The 19,064-nt window shown below is 51.8% G+C and carries 17 protein-coding genes; 1 reads left to right on the top strand and 16 read right to left on the bottom strand.

Annotated elements, in window-relative coordinates:
* The first annotated feature begins 53 nt into the window (after nt 1–53).
* On the top strand, nt 54–293 hold the full coding sequence (locus tag BSZ32_RS03830; RefSeq protein ID WP_105042201.1) for a transposase: 240 nt from the start codon (nt 54–56) through the stop codon (nt 291–293).
* 36 nt (nt 294–329) lie between these two features.
* On the opposite strand, the gene BSZ32_RS19130 is transcribed toward BSZ32_RS03830, so the two are convergent.
* The 16 genes from BSZ32_RS19130 to BSZ32_RS03755 form a co-directional block, all read right to left on the bottom strand.
* A complete protein-coding gene (locus BSZ32_RS19130) occupies nt 330–545 on the bottom strand; it encodes a hypothetical protein (RefSeq protein WP_105042200.1) in 216 nt (71 codons plus the stop codon).
* A 12-nt stretch (nt 546–557) separates the two neighbouring features.
* Entirely contained in the window at nt 558–2,918 is a 2,361-nt protein-coding gene (locus tag BSZ32_RS03820; protein ID WP_105042199.1) for a BatD family protein, read from the bottom strand.
* 6 nt (nt 2,919–2,924) lie between these two features.
* On the bottom strand, nt 2,925–4,937 hold the full coding sequence (locus BSZ32_RS03815; protein ID WP_105042198.1) for a VWA domain-containing protein: 2,013 nt from the start codon (nt 4,935–4,937) through the stop codon (nt 2,925–2,927).
* A 6-nt stretch (nt 4,938–4,943) separates the two neighbouring features.
* A complete protein-coding gene (locus tag BSZ32_RS03810) occupies nt 4,944–5,864 on the bottom strand; it encodes a VWA domain-containing protein (RefSeq protein WP_206018712.1) in 921 nt (306 codons plus the stop codon).
* Between the two features lie 83 nt (nt 5,865–5,947).
* Entirely contained in the window at nt 5,948–6,466 is a 519-nt protein-coding gene (locus tag BSZ32_RS03805) for a DUF4381 family protein (RefSeq protein WP_105042196.1), read from the bottom strand.
* 5 nt (nt 6,467–6,471) lie between these two features.
* On the bottom strand, nt 6,472–7,374 hold the full coding sequence (locus BSZ32_RS03800; RefSeq protein ID WP_240610557.1) for a DUF58 domain-containing protein: 903 nt from the start codon (nt 7,372–7,374) through the stop codon (nt 6,472–6,474).
* A 66-nt stretch (nt 7,375–7,440) separates the two neighbouring features.
* A complete protein-coding gene (locus tag BSZ32_RS03795) occupies nt 7,441–8,490 on the bottom strand; it encodes an Mrp/NBP35 family ATP-binding protein (protein WP_105042195.1) in 1,050 nt (349 codons plus the stop codon).
* Nucleotides 8,491–8,573: 83 nt separating this feature from the next.
* The gene (locus tag BSZ32_RS03790; RefSeq protein WP_105042194.1) at nt 8,574–9,521 is read right to left on the bottom strand and encodes a S8 family peptidase; all 948 of its coding nucleotides are present in this window, start codon (nt 9,519–9,521) and stop codon (nt 8,574–8,576) included.
* Nucleotides 9,488–10,171 carry a hypothetical protein gene (locus tag BSZ32_RS03785; RefSeq protein WP_105042193.1) on the bottom strand — a complete coding sequence of 228 codons (684 nt, stop codon included), beginning with the start codon at nt 10,169–10,171 and terminating at the stop codon, nt 9,488–9,490. Before BSZ32_RS03785 ends, BSZ32_RS03790 begins: the two co-directional genes overlap by 34 nt.
* Before the next feature lie 169 nt (nt 10,172–10,340).
* Nucleotides 10,341–11,573, bottom strand: coding sequence for a DNA polymerase Y family protein (locus BSZ32_RS03780; RefSeq protein ID WP_105042192.1), 1,233 nt, complete (start codon nt 11,571–11,573; stop codon nt 10,341–10,343).
* A gap of 321 nt (nt 11,574–11,894) precedes the next feature.
* Nucleotides 11,895–12,143 carry a hypothetical protein gene (locus BSZ32_RS03775; protein WP_105042191.1) on the bottom strand — a complete coding sequence of 83 codons (249 nt, stop codon included), beginning with the start codon at nt 12,141–12,143 and terminating at the stop codon, nt 11,895–11,897.
* Nucleotides 12,136–14,820, bottom strand: coding sequence for a hypothetical protein (locus BSZ32_RS03770; protein WP_105042190.1), 2,685 nt, complete (start codon nt 14,818–14,820; stop codon nt 12,136–12,138). Before BSZ32_RS03770 ends, BSZ32_RS03775 begins: the two co-directional genes overlap by 8 nt.
* 225 nt (nt 14,821–15,045) lie before the next feature.
* A complete protein-coding gene (locus BSZ32_RS03765; protein ID WP_105042189.1) occupies nt 15,046–16,005 on the bottom strand; it encodes an NAD(P)-dependent alcohol dehydrogenase in 960 nt (319 codons plus the stop codon).
* Nucleotides 16,006–16,015: 10 nt separating this feature from the next.
* Nucleotides 16,016–17,350 (bottom strand): tripartite tricarboxylate transporter substrate-binding protein, encoded by a 1,335-nt coding sequence (locus BSZ32_RS03760; RefSeq protein WP_105042188.1) that lies wholly within the window; start codon nt 17,348–17,350, stop codon nt 16,016–16,018.
* A gap of 8 nt (nt 17,351–17,358) precedes the next feature.
* Nucleotides 17,359–17,616, bottom strand: coding sequence for a hypothetical protein (locus tag BSZ32_RS19125; RefSeq protein ID WP_206018711.1), 258 nt, complete (start codon nt 17,614–17,616; stop codon nt 17,359–17,361).
* An 8-nt stretch (nt 17,617–17,624) separates the two neighbouring features.
* Nucleotides 17,625–18,827 carry a tripartite tricarboxylate transporter permease gene (locus BSZ32_RS03755; RefSeq protein WP_206018710.1) on the bottom strand — a complete coding sequence of 401 codons (1,203 nt, stop codon included), beginning with the start codon at nt 18,825–18,827 and terminating at the stop codon, nt 17,625–17,627.
* Nucleotides 18,828–19,064: the final 237 nt, after the last annotated feature.

The following is a 19,064-nucleotide window of genomic DNA, read 5'->3' as shown; positions in this document are numbered from 1 at the left end:
GGGGTGGACGACTGACTGCTAGGGATTTACTTTTTGGCTGCGGCAATGCTCAAATGCCACCGCACATGATGCTCGCGTTACTTGTTTATTGCTACAGCAATGGAATTTTAAGCTCTCGAAAAATCGAACGCGCCACCTACCGCGATGTTGCCGTGCGCTTTCTAACCGCGGACACCGATCCCGATCCCGATACGATCTGCACCTTTCGCCGAAAGAATCTGCCAGCCATATCCAAGGCATTCGTTGAAATCCTTCAACTAGCCTGTGAGATGGGTTTACTCAAAGTCGGGTAAGTAAGTACCGAGGGAACGCACATCAAAGGCCGCGCCTCAATCAATCAAAACGTCACCTACAAGCGTGCCAAAGAGATTCGGCAATCCTTGCAGACAGATATAGCCGAACTTCTTAGCAAAGCTGAAAATACTGACAAAAATGAAATAGACGAGCAGAAACTCCCTGATGAAATAGCCCCCAGAGACGCCGAGACAATAGCAATGGAGAGCACCGCGCACGTCAAGCCGCCCCTCTACCGCAAAGTAGTTCATAGATGAAGGACGCTAAATCTCCTTCACGCGCTCACTCTGAATCCAGCCGCGGGTGCCGTTGGCGAGTTCTATGTAGGACCATGAGCCGCGCTCTGCGATGATTCTGCAGGGCGATGCTGGATTTGCTTTGATCATAGTTTTTTTATCGAGTTCTTTACCAGACACATCAACGGGTTCGGTTAGGACTGAGGCGAAGTTAGTCACGATCCCAGGCTTGCCCGTGGTGGTGGCGATCCGTTGGGGGTGCTTGAGCCAGGCGGCTGAGGAGAGGACGATCCAAAATGGGCTGAGAATGATGAGTGTGAGCACCAGGGCAAACCTGCCATTGTGCAGATAAAAGAGCTTCAGCGCGATGAGTGCTAGAACCAGTGTCCAGACTCCGAGAAAGATGGATTGTTGGTAGGCTGCGGCGGGGAGTTCTGAGATCCATTGTTCTAGCTCACTGAGCTTCGGGCCGAGGATGCTTCCCTGGGTTTTCTGAGTGAATGCGAGGTTCTTGGATGCTTCAGAATGGAATGGATCGATCACCAGAGCTTTCTTGTAATAGAGCGCAGCCATGCCCGGTTGATTTGTCCGGTAGTAACTGTCGGCCACATTAAATAGAAGGTCGGCGGACTCTGGGTTTTGCTGGCTCGCCGCGAGGTAGCCATCGAGCGCGGTCTGGTAGTCGCCTGCTTCCCAAGCCTTGAGACTTAGCTCGTCCGCACGGCTCTGCTGGCTAAACGTGAGGAGAGCTATCAGAGTGAGCACCGAGAGTGACTTGAGCAATTGCAGGATCGAGCCGCGTTGTTTCGAATCTAGATTTTGCTCAGTATCGGGTTGGTAGCACTGGCTATCACGTTGATTGAGGACCGCTTGGGCTTCCATGGAGTCGGTTAACCAACGCTCGACGTAGCCACCAGCTTCTTTGAGGAAGTCTTGGTCGTTGATCGAGTTGAGCTTTTTAAGTTCATTTATCTGGAGAGATTTCTCCAAGTTATTCTGCTTTGAGTCACTGAGTTTGCGTTTGCCGGCAATGACTAACATGACGACTAGTATGAGAGCGGGGATTGCCTGCCAAATCCAGACTGGAAGCTGTGCGATTGTAGAGCTCACTGGCTTTGTGGGCCTAACATCACTCAATGGTCCGAGGATGTCTTGCATGGATTCTAAGGGAACAGCCGTGGCTGGAAGGACCGCACTGCCAGTCACTTCTGGGACTGTCACACTGATAGCACTGGTCGCAGTGGTATTGATAACGAACTCTTCGGCTACAGGGTCGAAATGCGCGAAGGTGAAACGTGGTAGAGCATTGGCTCCACGCTGTGGTTGTAGGATATAGGTGAACTGGCTTTGGCCACTAAGTTCTTTGCGTTCATCACCTTGTTGGACGCGTGAGACGTCGATCACTTTCCAAGTCGCTGAATCTTCTAGCACAGGTGCGACGATGTTCGGCAGGTTGCCAGTTCCCTCGATGGTCACAGTTGCTGTGATCGAGTCATTTAGGCTAATGCTCTCGTTTGCTGGGAGGTTAGCTTCGATAGTGAACTGGCCGACGGCCCCTTTGAATTCAGCGGGTGGAGTGCTGGGAAATGGTAAAATATCAAGTGTTAGATTATCTGAGGTGATTGGCATCTCTGCTGTTTGAGTACGGTTGTAACCAAAGCGCGAGTTGACTCTTGAGGGGGCGATAATGAGCTCGGTGGTGAGTGGGCCAAAGCTAGCATCGCCAGCCTTGATCGAGCTAAGCACCGTGGTGTAACTACCGACGACGTAACCTTTGTTGTCGATAATGGCTTGGCCTACGTCGCGGTTAGAACTCGGCGGTGAAAAGCGCCATGCCGTGCAGTTGAATGTCTTATCCGGCTTAGGGAGTCCCCATCCTTGAGGGTTAAGATTAGCTGGGAGGTAGATTTTATATTCCACCTTAGTTGACTCACCTGGGTAGAGTGAGGTCTTGCCGATAAATACCTTTGAGTAGCAACTTATGGTGTTTTCCTGATACTTGAATCGTTCAATTTTAAGGTCCTTAAGAGGGACGACCTGAAAACTTGCGGGCTGGGATTTGACGGTGGTTCCTTGGAGCTGGAGTTCGAGAGCTGGGATAGTATAGTTGCCAGCCTTGGCCTCAGTGATGGGATACTGATAGATGAAATAGCGGTCGCCATTGACGAACTGCTGTTGGAAACCGCGCTGGGTGAGCTTCATGCCGCCAAGATCGATCGACTCGGGTGGGGCTTGCTTTGGATTGACGCCGCGGTAGATCAAACTAAAATAGCCCACTTCTCCTTCAATCAGGTTGGTGGAAGAGATCTGTGTGATGATGGATACTTCTTGCTGCGCCTGTGCGCAGCAAATGCCGAGTAGGGTGAAAATAAGTGTGAGAAGTCGCATAATGCCTTACCAATCGATTTCAGGTTTGTTGATTCTCCATTGATTCCGCGAGGAATCTGGTCGTTGTTGCATGTCCGCGTGGCGCTCTAGCAGCTCGCGGGCATCTTTTTGTTCTTTAATGGCATAGCCATTTTCCTGGGAATTTTTGTCTTGGTCTCCTGCGGGAGTCCCTTGTTGACCTTGTTGCGGATCACCAGCCTTCTTTGGGTCGCCGTCCTCTTTCTTGTCACCATCCTCCTTCTGATCCCCGTCCTCTTTCTTATCACCGTCCTCCTTCTTGTCACCGTCCTCTTTCTTATCACCGTCCTCTTTCTTATCGCCATCCTCTTTCTTATCGCCGTCCTCCTTCTTATCACCGTCCTCCTTCTTGTCCCCGTCCTCTTTCTTGTCGTCCTCTTTCTCTTGATCCTGTTTTTGCTGCTGCTCGAGAGCTTTGCGCACTTCTTGGATGGTTTGGATGACTTCTTGGCTGGCAGTGGCGTTCTGCTGGCTGATGGTTGACTTGCTCGTGTTGTTACTAGATTGAAACTTTTCTAAAGCGTTAGCGAATCCTTCTTCATAGAGATCAAGATCTTCCTTGGTGAGTTTCCCTTCACCTTCTGGGGCTTGTAGGCGCTGCATGAGATAGTCCTTGAGCGCGCCGTCTCCAATCCCATCGAATTGGCTCCATTGATCCTTAAAGAGGGTATTTCCGAGGTTGTATTGAGCTTCGTTCTGGAGAGTGTTTTGTTCAGATAGCATCGCCTTCGTGAAGGCTTCTGAAGCCGCTTTGTAGTCACCACTGCGGTACAGCGCCTGGCCGAGAGCTGAGGATAGTTTGGCGTGATTTTCGCCGGTGGTGTTTTTACGGGCGCTTTTAAGAGCATCGATAGCCGTTTTATAATCCTTTTGCTTGAGCGCCTGGTAGCCGCGTTTCTCATCAGCAGGACCGGTGAATAAATTGTGCTTTTGTTGCTCGAACCAAGAATCTTGTGCGTCTACCTGAGTGGGGCTCAGGCTGATAAATCCTGAAATAAGCATGAGGAAAGCAGTCTGGCCTCTCCACCTAGCTCGCACAAACGCCGAGAGCAGGGCAAAGGATACCGCTGGAATGACGAACCAATAGTAGCGTTCGTGTGGAATCACCTGAGCGCGTCCTTCTTGCTCGAAACTCTTCATTTTATTGATGGTTGAGGTGATCACGGCGTCTGGGCGGTTGTTTACTGAAGTATACGCGCCATTGGTCTTGATTGCCAATTCTTGTAGTAGAGACTCGTGTAGCTTGGTGTGGACGACCTCACCTTTGTTGTTGCGGTGCTTGCCGTCGCTTTCTTTTGCTGAAGGGATAATGCCTCCAGATGGTGTGGCCACACCGATGGTGATGATCTGAACTCCCGCCTTGTTGGCTTTTTCTATAGCCTTTTCAATCCCGCTGTCGTGCTCTTCACCATCACTGAAAATAACTAGCGCGTTGGCTCGCTTGCCAGTGGTTTTTAATGTCTCAACTCCTAGGATCACTGCGTCCGCTAGATTTGACCCCCCCATAGGAATCGAGTTTGTATCTAGCTGAGATATCGTATCGTGGACCGCTATGTGATCCACTGTCAGTGGTGCAATGACATTACTGCTACCAGCAAAAATGAGCACGCCGATCCGATCCGTCGGGAAGCGTTCTAACATCTGCAGAGAAAGTGACTTAGCGGCTGTCAGGCGGTTGCTAGAGACGTCTTGGCAGAGCATCGACTTTGAGGTGTCGATCGCTACCAGAATGTTGCGGCTCTGAATTTTCTCGTGGGTAATATGTTCGCCCTGGTAGGGCCGAGCGAGTGCCACGATGATGCAACCAAAGGAGAGAAGAGCTAACGCCAGAGCTATCCAGTGGCGCACTGTTGGCGCCTTGTTGATCAGTTTGCTAGCTAGTCGTGGAGCTACCAGTGACTGCCATGCTCGTGTTTGTGATCGCCTTGATAAAATCGCTAAAATGGCGAGCAAGGGGATCAAAGCGAGGGCGTAAAGCCATTCTGGAGTGAGGAAGTGCATCGTTGGCTATTCGGGTCCTGCGGATTTGTGGAAGCAAAGGATAACTAAGTGGCCTAACAAACTGAGGGCAGCAGCAAAGGTGAAGTAGTGGTGGAAGTCTTGGTAGGTAGCCACCACTTTTTGAGTGCGTTCAGTTTTCTCTAGGGCATCAATGCTGCTGAAGGCCTTGACCAAATCATTAGTGGACTTGGCGCGGTAGTATTCACCGTCGGTGATTTTAGCGATTTGCTCAAGCGTCTCAGTGTCGAATTCTTGTGCTGCATTGCGCTGGCCATTGAGGCGGCCGCCCTCGGTGCCAATAGCCACAGTGTAGACCTTGATGCCGAGTGTCTTGGCTGCTTCAGCTGCCTGAATAGGGGAAAGTTTCCCTGAGTTGTTAGAACCATCTGTCAGTAGAATGATAATGCGTGACTTGGTGTCCTGGCGCTTATCTAGGCGAATAGCGGATGCTGAGAGAGCCGAGCCAATAGCAGTGCCTTGTGAGAGTTCTCTGTTAGGACGCACTTTATCTATCTTACCAAGCAGCCAATCATGCTCAAGAGTGATGGGTGATTCTTGATAGGGTTGCCCAGCAAAAGGGATCAGGCCGATCCGGTCGTTCGGCCGTTGCTTGATGAACTGCTTCACCACTTCACGCGAGACGAGGTCTCGCTGGACCGTGCGTCCATCGAATCGGAAGTCGGCGATTTCCATCGAGAACGAGACGTCCATGCTGATGATGATATCAATGCCGCTTGCTTTGCGTTCGGTGTGGCTATTTTGCTTTTGCGGACGTGCTAAGCTGATGGCTGAGAAAATGATGAAGAGCGAAAGGAAGGCGAGAGAGATACGGCCGGCAATGTCGCGTTGGCGAGTTCCCAATGAGCCTAACAAAGAGAGCGAGGAGAAAATGATACTACTTCGCGAGCCTGCTCTATTTTTCAACAAGGCAAGCGGGATAAGAGCCAAGAGGAGGAGTAACCACCATGGCTGCGTGAAAAGATATCCTGTGAAATGCGTGTCGATAGGGCTTAGCTCGCTTGAGTGGTTACTTGTGGGGCGGACAAATCGATGGAGTCGAGGTTGCGTAAGAGCAACTCCGCGTTTTCAATCAGTGATTCTAACGCCGCTGGATGATTAGGGTTCGGCGCGTATTTGTGATCCGCTACCGCTGTGAGGTAGTTCTTGAGTTGCTCCGTGGCTTCCGGTGAGAATCTTTCTAGCTCAGTGGAGCGAGCATGGAATTCTTCATCAGTTTCAAACAAAGCCGTATCGCCAAATGAGCGTTGGATGAATTTTCTAACAATCAGTGAGAGGTGGACAGCGAGTCGGTTACTGTCGTTTTTTGATGAGTCCAATGCCGTGAGCTGCTGCAGGGCTAGGTCGAGATTCGAATGCGAGGGGAGTCTAGGTTGTCCCTTTTTGCGCTTTAAAAGAAAGCTCAACAGATACAAAAATAAGCAAACTCCTATGCCTACTAGCGCCCATTGCCACCACAAGAAGAGAGGCGATGGATCACTGGTTTCAATGATGTCGTTTATCTCAGGCATTATTCTTAAGCGTGTTTGCTAGAGCGTGTTTTGAAAAGTTGATGGAGCAAGGGCAGGTAGTCGGCATCTGTGGCGGCGTCGACGTGGTCGATTTTATATTTTGCCAGCGCCTTTTGTAAGCCTTCTAACCTGCGTTTATTGAGCTTTTTATAGGCGATTCTGACGTTAGCGTTAGAGGTGTTGACCATTGTTTCCTGACCAGTTTCTGGATCAGTTAGGTTGACCTTTCCTACATCTGGAAGTTCTTCTTCTACTGGGTCAAAGATCCGGATAGCAATGGTTTCATGCTTTTGGCTCAGTGTTCCCAGTTTCTTGTGAAAGTCGTTGTCGACGAAATCTGAGAGCATGAAAACGAGCGCCTTACGTTTGATCGTGCGGTTGATGAAATCACATGCTCCAGCAATGTTGGTGGATTTTTTAGCAGGATGGGTAGCCAGAACCTCGCGGATCATTCGTAGAGTGTGACGGCTTCCTTTCGCTGGAGGTAAATAGAGCACCGGCTCTTCAGCAAAAAGCAACAGCCCCACTTTATCTCCATTATGTTTGGCTGAAAATGCGAGGACTGCAGCGATTTCGGCAGCGACCTCGCGTTTTGAAAAATGCTGACTGCCAAAGTCAAAGGAGCCAGAGATATCCACTGCCAGCAAGACCGTGAGCTCGCGTTCCTCACGGAAGGTTCGGATGAACGGGGTGTTCATCCGCGCGGTCACATTCCAGTCAATGAAACGGATTTCGTCTCCATGTTGATACTCACGGAAGTCCTCGAAATCGAGCCCTTGCCCTTTGAACGAGGCATGGTATTCGCCCGAGAATGATTCGCGTGAAAGCCGCCTAGCCTTGATTTCAAGGTGGTGGACTTTACGCATCATTTCTTCGATGGAATGCTCTTCTGTCAGTGAATTCTGCAAATTAAGTAATTACTCGGGTTAGTCGTAGAAGATGCCTCTGGCTTCTTTGGATTTTGAGCTTTTGGTCTAGCGCTGCACGCGCGCTACGACTTTGGCTGCTGTTTCTTTGAAAGCGGCACTGACTGTAGAATTTGTTTCAGAAAGTAAGGCGATTGGAGTGCCGTTGTCTGCGCACTCACGGGTTTGCACATCGATTGGGATTTGACCAAGCAATGGGACCTTGAGACGCTCGGCCTCGCGCACTCCGCCACCTTCACCGAAAATAGGATATCGAGTGCCGTGATCACACTCGAACCATGCCATGTTTTCCACCACCCCGAGGATGTCTACGTTGACCTTGGCAAACATAGAGGCCGCCTTGCGCGCGTCGATCAATGCCACTTCCTGAGGAGTGGTCACGATGACTACTCCGCTGAGTGCGACAGTCTGGACGATAGTCAGCTGGATGTCACCAGTGCCGGGCGGGAGGTCGAGAATCAGGTAGTCCAGCTCACCCCACTCGACTTGGCGGAGGAATTGCTGAGTGTAGCGAGTGGCCAGTGGACCACGGACAATCACTGGAGAGTTGTCATCGAGCAAGAAGCTCATGGACATCAGTTTGATCCCGTGAGCCTCGATCGGGATGATCTCGTCGCGCTCGTTTGCCAGAGGCTGTTGCTTGGTGCCAAACATTTGAGCCGTGGATGGTCCATAGAGGTCGCAATCACAGAGACCTACTTTGGCGCCAGTCTTAGCCAGCGCCACTGCGAGGTTTGTGGAAATTGTCGATTTGCCGACGCCGCCTTTGCCAGATGCCACTGCGATGATTTGTTTGACACCTGGGATCGAGGTTTTCCCCCCAGCTGTCGATTGATCACCACCAGCTTGCGCTTCCGGGTTTTTCACGTCGACATTGACGCGAGTCGTCCCAATCCCATCGATCTGGTTGAGAGCATCTTGGCACTCTTTGAAAATGGTTTCAGGGACCTTGGGGTCCTTGGTTTGGATCGAGATAGTGACTTCCACGTCAGAGCCGTCGATCTTGATGTCTTTGACGAGTCCAAATGCGACGATGTCGCGGGAAAATCCTGGGTATTTGACGTTAGATAACGCGCTTTTGATAATTGCTTCAGTCATGATGCGAAAGTTGCTCAGCGATTGATGCGGGGAAACTATGCGCAATATGAGCGAGGGGCAAGCGTGAGAATGCAGAATATTTGCTATTCCGCGCTTTGACTAAAGGAATTTTGGCGAGAGTTGTTACCGAGTTGATTATCTTCGGATCCGCTGGTGCTGGCTGAGCTGTAAACTATAGCAGTTTCCCCGCTGGTAAGAGAGGAAAGGGGAAGGGTGGTGGTGTAGACTTGACCCGGGATCAGGCTATTGATGCTGATGTCTGTGGTGCCGTTAGGAGTCTGGATGCGCAATGGGCTATTGAAGAGTGTCTCAGTCCCTTGGTTTTGCACCACGATAGTGACCACAGGGCTGCCAGCGCTGTTGCTTCCTAGTACTTGGCTGGTGACTGCGATGTCGTAAATTCCCGATTGGCCGTTTTCTAGTGCCCTCCCCAGATCCAGCGAACCTTGCCCGTATTGTGGATCGCTGCCAACTTGGCCTGCTTCGTTAGAGAGTTGGAGTACGAGGTCTGTCGCTTGTTGCGCTGTGTAGCCTGGGTTTTCTGACATGACCGCCGCGATCGCTCCGCTGACAAATGGGGTGCTGGCTGATGTGCCGGTGAATGCCGTTAGTTGGTCTTCACCCCACGCAGCATTCACCTCGTAACCAGGTGCCACGATCGAGAGATTCTTTCCCGTGTTAGAAAAATCGAGGTGCTGGCCGCCGGCATCGATAGCCCCCACAGAAATGACTCCATCGTAGGCCGCTGGGTAGGCCGGTGTGCTGTAGCCTTCGTTGCCAGACGAGGCAACAATCACCGCACCACGCCCCTGCGCGTAGGTCACTGCATCCGCTACGACAATGCTGTTTCCCTCGGAGCCCATCGAGATGTTGATGATTTGCGCCCCCCCATCCACCGCCGCTATGATGCCCTCTGCTAGAGTGAAGGAGTTTGAAGCCCCTTGGTCATCGGTGATACGAATCGAAAGAATGTCAGCCGCTGGCGCCACCCCCAGTGTCAATGGATGGTTTCCTGAAATGATAGAAGCCACTGCCGTGCCATGCCGAGCTGGGTGACATCATCGGCCAGTTCCGTGAGTGTGAGTCGCTTGATTCCCTCTTCTAGCGCAATATGCTGGTTCACCCCAGAGTCGATAACGGCGACAGTAATGCCTTTCCCCCATGTTGAATTATCGCCGAAAATCCCGATAGCTTCGAGGACGTTGGCTCCAAATGCCTGGGCGCCAGCTTGGACGCCGACTTCAGGTGGAGAGGGTATGAAAACTGGAAAATTAGGAGAGATCTCAGAGCCGTCTATACCTTTGAGTTGGTCAAAATTTGTAAACCCCACACGCACTGTCTTTAGAGTATCAGAGTTGCCGAGAAGACGAAGGCCTCGGCTCGAAAGATTATTTAAAAAGGCTCGATAGTTTTCATCGTCTTTAAAGCGGACGAGTCCTTCCTTAGGCAGTTCGGAGTCTAGGTTTTTAGCGGCTTCCTCCGCGAGCCCCGTCGGGCTCTGCTTGCTAGCGCGATGAGTAGAAGGGCTTCGTTGAACCGACTCTCTTGGGCTGGATTGCTTACGCTCAGCATCTTTTGAACTCGATTCTGAACCAGGGAAAGTCGCCATCAGAAAATAGCCGAACACTGCGATCAGCACAATGCTCAGGCTCCCCACTAGTATTTGTCGTTTCGCCATCATATCCCTGAAAAACTAAACTACTCCCGTTCGCAAAAGTTGCACGGATAAATATTTTAAGGAAGCCATTGTATTCTAGCGGCTATCTGCAAATTTGATAAAGTCACCAGACTTTCGACATTTTGACCTTCGACACATCGATCCATTGATGAGCCTCCTCTCTCCAGTTTCTCTAACGATTCTCTGAATCAACATCGGGAATGTGGGTGAAGGAGATACGCATCGGCGCGGCGGAGAGTCCGTCTTGTTCGCAGGCGAGGTGAATGGATTTTTGACCGTGCTTTTGCCGGATGGAATCGAGCGCTTGGTTCAGTCGCTCTCTTGTTGGGTCTATCTGAGAGAAAAGTGAAGGCGTGTAGTTGTTTTGTTCTAAAAGGTGGTTAAGCGTCATAGCTACCTGCAGCAGGGGAGCTTGCTGGTCAGGGCGTTTTTTCCAGAGCGTGCGGACTACCTTGGCGAAGTGGAGTGAATCGTTCGAGTGCTCGAAGCGCATTTCAGCTGACCACCCCGGGCCATGCAGGTAGCGAAGCTGGAGCTGGAGTGCGCCTGCGAGGTAGCCTTCTTTTCTCAAACGAATCGAAGCTTTTTGCGTGAGCTTGTGCACCACTGGAAGCGCCATATCTGGTTTGCGTTTATCTGGTGGCAGGACGTGGCTGTGGCCGATGCTGCGGCGCGTGGTTTTCTGTTCGCTTTGTTCAATGCCGTGGAGGTCCATCCAGAACCGGTCACCCCCGATGCTGCCCCAGATACTGTGGAGAGTTTGCTGGGAAGCGGCGCAAATCTCCGCGACACTGTGGATGCCACGGGAGTGCAGTCTGAGCTCCATGCTGCGGCCCACCCCCGTGAGGTCGGAGAGCTGGAGCGAGTGCAGCGCATCCGGAAGATCCTTCGACTCAAGAATCAGAAACCCATCTGGCTTTCGCATTTTTGACGCCATTTTTGCCAACCATCGGTTAGGCGCAACACCAATCGTGCAAGTGATATTTGGGCTGACCTGATCCGCGATGGCGCGCTTGATATTCTGACCTATTTCGGCGAGCTGCTCTAGGCTCCGCAGATTGTAAGGAAGCCAGCACCAGAGTTCATCGATCGAGAGAACGGCCTCGACGTGAATAGTTGATTCTATCGCGGCAACCAGTCGATGGTGGTATTGGACATAGAGTTCCGGCCGGGCTGCAACAATCGTGATGCCTGGGCAGAGTTGCCGAGCATCGCGGATCGACGTTCCCGTCTTCACTCCATGCGCCTTGGCTTCATAACTCGCCGCAATACAACAAGAAGTCTCAGCATCCACCGGTGCAATGCCGATAGGACACCCCCTCAGATGCGGCTGTAGATGCTGCTCCACCGAGGCAAAGTAGGAATCAAAATCAAGAAATAGGGCGCTTAGCGGTAGCTCGTGCATTACAAAAATGTAATGTTCAAATGAACATTAGTCAATGCTGCTAGAGTGAGCAAGGGCTACCTCCTCCCCAGTACGCTGAAACCAACCCCTACCGCGAAAAGGCCCTTTGCACGAAACGCTTTTCTGGCAAGTGCAGCCTGATGATCAGCCTGCCAGGGTAAATCGATAAACAATGAATCAATTCTCCATTTACCTAGTTGCTAAAGTTGACCGAGTAGGAGGTGATTTTTCCTGCTACAAAAAATGCCGAGAGGCTGACATTCACTGTCAACAACCCGGCATCTGTAAACTCTTTGTGAGCTTCTCTGATTGGTTCCTTCCTTACTTGCTCGTTTCCTTGACGGCGGTGTCGATCAAGTTCTCGATGGCGGAATTGTCCGCCCAGGCGCTGATCTCAATGGCCGCACTCTTGCCTTTGATCGACTTGGGAGCCGCGGCTTTGGCTGAGAGTGATTTGGCGGGCATGGTGTAGAAAAACGGAGTGTCCGTGCCACCGAAGTGGTTTTTCCAGCCGTTGGCCAGGGCGGAAAGCTCGGCGCCGTAGTTGGCGGCTTTTTCACCTTCAAACATGTTTTCGCTGCAGAGGAAAAGGATTCCCTTTAAGCTGGCAGGACCAAACGAGTGGGTCATGACGTAGTAGGCCTGTGAGGCATCGGTGGTGACGGCACTCGGCAGCGACGGATAGCGTCCCCAGGGGGCTCCATCGGGCACTTTTTTTGGTGGCGATGAGCTGCGGGATGTATTCGCCCCAGAGCTTTTTCCAGTCGCCCATATAACGTTTGGCGTTGGCATCGTAGATGTCGTTGCCGGGGTTGATGGTGGCGAGCTGTTTGTAATCGGTCATTAAGCTGGGTGCTTGCTTGAGGTAGGCATTGGGGATCCAGTGTTTGAGGTCGAGCGGGACGCGCTTGGCTTTCTTTTGGCCAGGCACTTTCACGCTTGCGGTTCCCTGCATGATAATGATTCCGACAGGGTTGCCGGATTTGGAGGCGAGCCGTTGGCCGAGTGCCAGAGTTGAGCCGCTGGCGTCTGCCCAGATAGAGGCAAAACGGTTGAGCGGAGTGGTCGAGACACACACGCTGTAAGGTCTGGCCCGGCCAGCCATTCCGCCCTTGGCCTTGCGCTGCATGACGCGGATGATACCTTTTGATGCCGGGTTGCCTTTGATCTCGAGATTTAGATTCGGTGTGGCCACATACCAGACGTCACCGATGACGACGTTTTTGACGGTTCGTTCGTGGATGACTTCGCCGTCGATGGTGAATGTCACCTTCAGTGTTTTTGGTTCGGCGCTAGGTTTCATGGCGGGCAGGACGACCTGCCACCGTTTCATGCCGGCTATGACCGGGATGGTTTTTTCCACACCTGCAAAGCTGAACTTGATAACGGCTTCGCCATCGGCATCGTGGCCCCAGTCGTGGACTGCTGAGCCAAAGATGGTGACGGGAACGCCAGATTGGAACACGGCGTTGTCGCGGAACTGGGTGCTGAGCAACGGCATTTTGCGGTAGGCGTAAACTTTGCCACCCATGTTCGGGTCGGGCACGACGCCGGCGATCTGGATCGGATCGTGGGGCCATTCTTTGGCGGTCACCATTTTGTGATCGTAGAAAATAAACGGAGTGGTCGGCAGCAGTGCCTTGTTGTAGAGGTTCGGCTGGAATCCGATACCACCGGTGCCGTAGGAAACGCCACGGGGGGCTTTGACTCCGGCGGAGGTGACGATGGCTTGATTGCCTTCGATCTTCACCGTGGCCGGGTGCCAGATGCGGTCTTCACCAGCGAGGGAGAAGAGCCCTACTTTATCGGCTCCGTTCGGAATGACAGTCGGGACGGCGACGCTCTTCGAGTTGGTTTGGGTTTCGGCAACGACCAGTCCGCCTTCTGCGTGGTCGAATTCGATAATCAGCTTGTTGCCCTCAACTTTGTAAGACTTGAACATCGGTCCGTCGGCGACGATTTTTTTACCGTATTGGTTTTTCAATGCGTGCAGTGCGAGGCGCTGGCCGGGGATGGCTTTGTTTTGGTAGTGGATGGCTCCTTCGATATCGATCTGGCTGGCCATGTTGGCATGTGGGATATCGCGTGCGAGCCAGGTGCCGGCGCGCATTTCAGCGGTGCTTCCGATGCTCGGGTGGTTGTGTTTACGACCACCTTTGACGCGGGGGCAGTAGAACTGGTGGAAATAGACGGGGAGCTCTGGCTTGTCCCAGAGTTTGCGCCAGCCACGGATCAGGCTGTGCAGGTTGTTGTAGTAAACTAGGCCTTCACCCATGTTGGCGTACCCTTGGTTCCAAATGGCACCGCGGATGGCGCAGGGGATCATCGGGTTGAGGCGGGCGTTGAACAGCCAGGTGGCGTCGCGGTTGCCGCTGAGGTTGCCCGGAGTCTTGGTTGGAATTTGCTTGGCCGGCTTGCCATTTTTTACAAGTTCGGCATTTTCTTTGATCGTGTTTTCGATGTCCTGATAGAACTTATCCCATGCGGCTTTGTGCTCGGGTGTGGACGGGTCGGTCTCCAGCGTTTTTAGGTAGAGTGCCTTGCTGTAATCATCCTTGGCGTCGATGTATCCAACGCGTGGTGTCCATGCTTGGATGGCGGTTTGACTGAACGAGCAGTTGAGAATACCGATCGGCACGCCGAGCTCTTCGTAGAGCTTGTGGGCGAATGCGAAGGCGATGGCGCTGTAAGTTAAATAATCCCCATTTTTCCATACGCCGGTGGCGTGTTCGATCGGGTGCAGTGCGGCGAAGTAATTGGTCACCTTACATTCACGGATCGGGGCGACCCCGTTTTTGTCCTCCACTATTAAATCCTTACAAACGCTCTTGGCTGTAAGCCATTGCATGTTCGACTGGCCGGATGCCATCCAGACTTCACCGACGAGGATATTTTTCAGGGTGACCTTTTTGCCTGTGCTTTCGGTGATGAGCATCTCGGCGGGTTTGAAGCTGGCTTTAAGCGGAGCGAGCTTGAGCATCCACTTGCCGTCTTTGTCGGTGGTGGCGGATTTTTTCTGACCGGCGAAAGCGACGGTCACCTTGGTGCCCGGCTTCGACCATCCCCAGACGGGAAGATCCATTTGCCGCTGCAGGATCGCGTTATCGGCAAAGGGTGCACCGAGTTCGATGGCGGGTTTAGGTTTTTCCGCATCCTTGGGTGCGGGGATATTAGCGGCCTGGACAGCCAGGCTACCTGCGAACAGCACCATCAGTGCCAGCGATTTTGATTGGAGTAATCGTTTCATAAAGTTTAAAAGATCTGGTTTATAAGGTTCTGTAAATGATTGCTAGATTTTTTAGGTAAGCTGTTCGGAGGAACCGGGATGGGGGCGATTGCTGCCGATCGCTCAAACAGAGCATTGGCAGGGTTTTGTGCTAATCCAGATTTTCAATCTGAACTTTGATGACATCGGCACCATACGCGGCCTCTATCGCAGTGGGTAGCTCTGAGAATGGCAATTTCTGGCTGATCAGGCCCGAACGTCGATCGCTCCTGAGCTGATGAGAGCCATCACCCGGTCAAAGACATTGGCAAAGCGCCACGATCCTAGGTATTTTATTTCCCGAGTAAGCAGGGTGTTGGCTGGAATACTGATGCCATTTTCAAGAGTGCCGACCTGGACAACTGTGCCGCCCTTGGCAGTAAACTCGAATGCCTGGTTCAGCGCGGCAGGGACTCCTGAAGCCTCGAATGCGACTTCGAACCCATCCGGGGCGAGGGCATCCATTTGCTCACGGAAATCTTCCGCCGTCGGATCAATAGCGGCGCTGGCTCCCTGCTCTTCAGCGAAGGTGCGGGAAAATGGTTTAACATCAGTGACCACTACCTGACTGGCTCCGAATGCTTTGGCGACGATGAGAATCATCTGACCAATCGTGCCACCACCGGTGATGAGCACGGACTTTCCGGAAACTCCACCAGATCGCATGATGGCATGCGTCGCCACGCTCAGAGGCTCTAACAATGCACCCCAGGCAAACTCAAACGCATCGGGGATAGGGACACAATTTTTAGCTGGCGCTACGACATATTCTGCAAAGCAGCCATCACTCGGTGGGGTGACGCTGGCTGAGCCAAAGTACACCATTTCTGGGCAAAGGTTATAACGCCCTTGGCGGCAGATTCTGCATTGACCGCACGGACGTGAGGGGTCTACGGCAACACGCGTGCCTAACAAAGATTGTTGATCGGCATCACCGACAGCCACGATTTCACCAGCAAATTCGTGACCCAGAATAAATGGACGGGTTGGAACAAAGTCACCACAGCGTCCGTGGGAATGGTAGTGAAGATCACTGCCACAGATCCCGGCTGCGCGGACTTTGACGAGAACCTCATTAGGTCCAGGTTTCGGTTTAGGAACTTCTTCAAGGCGGACGTCTTTGGCTCCGTGAAGGACGAAGGCTTTCATGTTAGATGAATCTGGCATCAAGGTAATATTAAGGTAAAGGAACGGTGAAGAGGCGGGTGAAAACTAGCTCAGTTCCCAGCGCGAAAAGAACAGCGGTCTGAGCGAGTGGCAGTAAGTGCGCTTTCTCCCATCCTGCGATGATATTTCCAATCAGAAAGATAGAGACGCTGATCACCAGAATGTAGGGCACATTGAATTGTAGCGCGATGATCGTCAGAGCGAACACAATCAGCGAGAGAGTAGCGGGCTTGTTGAATCGGGAAGATTGCTTTTCGCCACCCATTTGATCCTCCGGCGGGTGCTTCAGGATCAACATGAGGAAAAATAAAATAGCCACGATGATGATGATGTAGAATGGGAAATCGGGCGTTTTGAGCGTCGTGGGTGTCATCACACTCTTGAGTGCTTTTATACGGTTTTTAAGATACTCATCGAGCTCGCTTCCGCTGCGCATAACAGGATCAATCGATAGCTCATCAAGTTCTTTGATCAGGTTAGGGTGGGTGAATGCCTTTTCCAGAGCAACACGCATGGTATCGATGATGTGTTGTGGAGTGCCCTTGGGCGCGAACCAGTAATACGCATTGTTGGCAACGACAGGGAAGCCCTGCTCGGTGCATGTGGCTAGCTCAGGCACAGAAGGATGGCGCTCACTATCGAACGAGGCAATGGCTTTGATATTCTCAGAAGGTGGTGTGTCTTTAGAAGCTAGGAAATCGTGATACTCTCCTAAGTTGAAGATAGCGGCGTCCAAATGCCCTCCTAAGAGATTGGTCAAACGCTTTGCGCCCCCAGCAGAGGGGATGTATTTCATCTTTGCTCCGTCAACATGTTTCTCTAATGATAAGGCAGCCGCAAGGGCGTCTGACCCAGCATCGGCACCAAAATTGATCGTGTTAGGCTTAGCGGCAGCCTCATTAAGCAATGACTTGAGATCGGTGAAGCGCGAGTCCGCCCGCACTACGACAACTAAGATCACTTTTCCCGTCTGGATGATCGGTAGTAAGTCCTCAGATCCAAAATCAACGACGCCCGAGAGCTTGGCCGTGAGCATTGCTTCGTGGTGACAGAGCAGCTTATAGCCATCGGGAGCAGCATCTATCACGTCCAGCGTTCCTATCGTGCCGCCTCCACCCGCTTGGTTGAGTATGGTGATGCTCTGTGGTAGCAAGTTTTGTTGTTTGAAAATGGGCTCGACTTTACGAACAAACGTGTCCGTTCCTCCACCGGCCCCGTAGGGCACTACGATACGAACAGTCCTTTGCGGCCACTGATCGGAGTTTTCTCCAGTCGGGACAAAACGCCAGACTAGAAGCGCAAGGATGATGAGCGATAGAAAATATTTCACTGCGTTAGATTTCATGATCGAGTTTAGGCTGGATTCATTTTTGATTGATTACGCATTTTTTTGAAAATAGGTAACAGCAGCATGAATACGGCAACAGCTATGAAGACGATTGAAATCGGCCTGGTGAAGATAGGCGTCTCTGATAACAACGCGATGGTAAGGTTTTCTTCGGCAATCGGCCCTAATACAAAACCAATGACAAAGGGAGCGAGTGGGATGTTTTTGCTTTCGAGAAGAAATCCTAACAAACCGAAGCCCAGCATTACCCAGATATCGAACACTCGGTTATTCAGGCAAATGAGCCGATGATGCAGAACGCTAGAATCAGCGGCATCAGATAGGGGAGTGGTATTTTGGCCAGCTTGGCGAGAAAACGCATCGAAACCAACATGATGGCGGCCATTGCAAAGTTCGCCATGATGGTGGCTCCCATGATGGTATAAACCATCGACGGTGATTCAGTGAAAAGGCGTGGTCCGGGCTGAAGTCCGTGCACAATCAGCGCACCTAGCAGAACGGCTTCCACCACCGAGCCGGGAATTCCCATCGCCACCAGCGGGATCAGAGCGCCGCCAATGGTCGCGTTGTTAGCGGACTCAGCGGCTACAACTCCATCTTCGTGACCGGTGCCAAATTTCTCGGGCTCCTTCGAGGTCGATTTAGCCACCGAGTATGCAGTGACCGATCCAATGTTTGCCCCGATGCCAGGCAACAGCCCAATCCAGGTGCCGATGATTGACGAGCGAACCATATTGACTCCGTGCTGGGCAAAGTCTTTGAGTCTAATTTTTGCCCCTGTAGTATGAATAGCGGGAGCTTTGCTGGTTTTGCGGCTGTTGATTATTTCTCGAAAGATCTGATTTACAGCAAACAGGCCAATCAGGACTGGCAGGAGTTTGAAGCCGTCGTTTAACTCAGGGAGATTGAAAGTCAGCCTCGTCTGACCGGTCGCAGCTGCCATGCCGGGCATCGAGAGCAGGATGCCTAGAAAACCCGCAAACAAGGACTTACTCAGTGACTTACCACCGATGGTAGCGATAAGAACAAGCGCCATAAGTACTAGAGTGAAGTATTCCCAGGGGCCAAAATTAAGCGATAGTTTTGCAATGGGTTTGGCCAGTAATATCAGAAACCCCCACGAGATAAGGCCGCCCACAAAGGACGCCATCACACCAAGTCCTAAAGCGCGTTCAGGTTGTCCTTTTTTCGCCATCGGATAGCCATCGAACGTCGTCACGATGGATGCCGGTGTTCCCGGCATACGCAGTAAAGTAGAGGTGACCATTCCTCCCGAGATAGCCCCTACATAGATAGCAATCAGCAGCGTCAGCGCCAGGTGCGAGTCCATCGTATAAGTGAGCGGTAAAACTAGGGCAATAAGCATGACCCCTGTGAGCCCGGGAATAGCACCCACAAAGATGCCGAGAGCTGTTCCTAGTAGGATGAAAAATATCCCTTGAAAAGAGAAGAGAGTAGAGAATGCGTCAGCCACGGTCTCGCGAACGTTACAGAAATCACACCGAGTGCATAGTAGATAAAATTCAATTCTCCTAGCTTCCCCGTTAGTTGATGAGAAAGGAGGTGTCGCGTCAAATTAATGGTAACATTGCGTGATGTTATCGATCTCCCCCCATGCCAACCCTTCTGAGTATCTTACCTCAAAAGTCAATTTCTAGCAGTCAATAAAGTTACGATTTTACTGGCAATATAAAAGACCTCGCTGCATTTT

Origin of the sequence: Rubritalea profundi, from assembly GCF_002954445.1 — a bacterium.
Classification (GTDB): domain Bacteria; phylum Verrucomicrobiota; class Verrucomicrobiia; order Verrucomicrobiales; family Akkermansiaceae; genus Rubritalea; species Rubritalea profundi.
The sequence above is the reverse complement of the archived record's forward strand: the minus strand, read 5'-3'. Positions and strand labels throughout refer to the sequence as shown.